The organism is Rathayibacter tanaceti (assembly GCF_001634385.1).
Taxonomy (GTDB): domain Bacteria; phylum Actinomycetota; class Actinomycetes; order Actinomycetales; family Microbacteriaceae; genus Rathayibacter; species Rathayibacter tanaceti.
The window spans coordinates 1-1,146 of sequence record NZ_LIIN01000268.1 but is presented as its reverse complement, the minus strand read 5'-3'; the positions used below and the strand labels follow the sequence as shown (position 1 = coordinate 1,146).

Here is a 1,146-nt window from a genome sequence, read left to right as displayed (position 1 = left end):
CGAGGTGCTCCGCTGCGCGCCCCGCGTGCCGCCGCGCCCGATCCCGAGGCGCCCCGTCCCTCCTCCCGCTTCGCCTCCATGGGCGTCGTGGACGGCGTCGACGCGATCGACCTCGACCAGGCGCTGCAGCGCCGCCGCGGGGCCTGACGCGAGTGCGAGGCGCCCGCTCGTCCGTGCTAGTGTGGACGAGTTGTTCGGGCCGGTGACGGCTCGGAAGGCACGGGTCCGTGGCGCAGTTGGTAGCGCGCTTCGTTCGCAATGAAGAGGTCAGGGGTTCGAATCCCCTCGGATCCACCAGAGTGTTCTTATTCAAAACATTCGCAAAAGCAATTGCCGAAGGATCTTCGGCGCGAGACCCGCTCTCTGGAGCGGGTCTTTTGCGTTTCGGGCCTGTCGCCCGCAGGTTGTACGCGCGGGCGGCGATGCGGGCGTCGGGGCCGAGGAGAGTGGCGAAGAGGGCGACCTTGTCGGCGGTGATCGTCTCGTCGGGGTTGATGAGGATGCGCTCGAAGAGGACTTGATTGAAGAGCCGTCGGACGTGCTCGGGAGCAGGTGCCTGAAACTGCGCCCGAAATTAAGAAGGGGGAAGTTTAAATGGCACGCATTAAAGCGCTGATAGAGAAAAGCGGAGAGGAAATCGAGAGTATCCTATCCGATTATCGGCTAGGTCAGTTGCGTTCGGTCAAGCAATTGCCAGGGGGGCAAATCAATACCAACTACCGTCTCTCTACTGTGACTGGCGAATTCCTACTGCGGCTCTCGCCTCGCGGAAGGCTACAGGAGGAGATTGAGTTTGAAGTGTCAGTTCTTAGTCACTTGGCGGAAAAGGGTGTACCAGTGCCCACTCCTGTCCGACGGCGTGACGGTACGATCATCGGCAGTTCGGACGGTTCGTGCCTCGTGCTGCTCGAGTTTCTACCTGGCAGGACTTTAGGCCTAGACGAGCTGACAGCGGAAACAGCGCGACAAGCGGGCAGGCTTTTCGGACTGATGCAAGGAGCACTGTCAGACTGCCGGCCCTCGGGGTCCAAGCAAGACGGGGATCACCCCCTGACCGCGGAGCTCGTGCAGGGCCTCCTGGCCAAAGTGCAAGACCGAGGGGTGCTTGATCTAATTCGACGTACTTGGATTGAGACAGAGTCCCGG

The 1,146-nt window shown here is 61.6% G+C and carries 1 protein-coding gene and 1 tRNA gene; both read left to right on the top strand.

What is annotated here, in order from left to right; all coding sequences use genetic code 11:
- Positions 1 to 221 precede the first annotated feature (221 nt).
- Positions 222 to 297 (top strand) — tRNA-Ala (locus ACH61_RS15555).
- 297 nt (positions 298 to 594) lie between these two features.
- A partial coding sequence (locus ACH61_RS19455; RefSeq protein ID WP_153038958.1) for a phosphotransferase occupies positions 595 to 1,146 on the top strand: 552 nt, incomplete at its 3' end.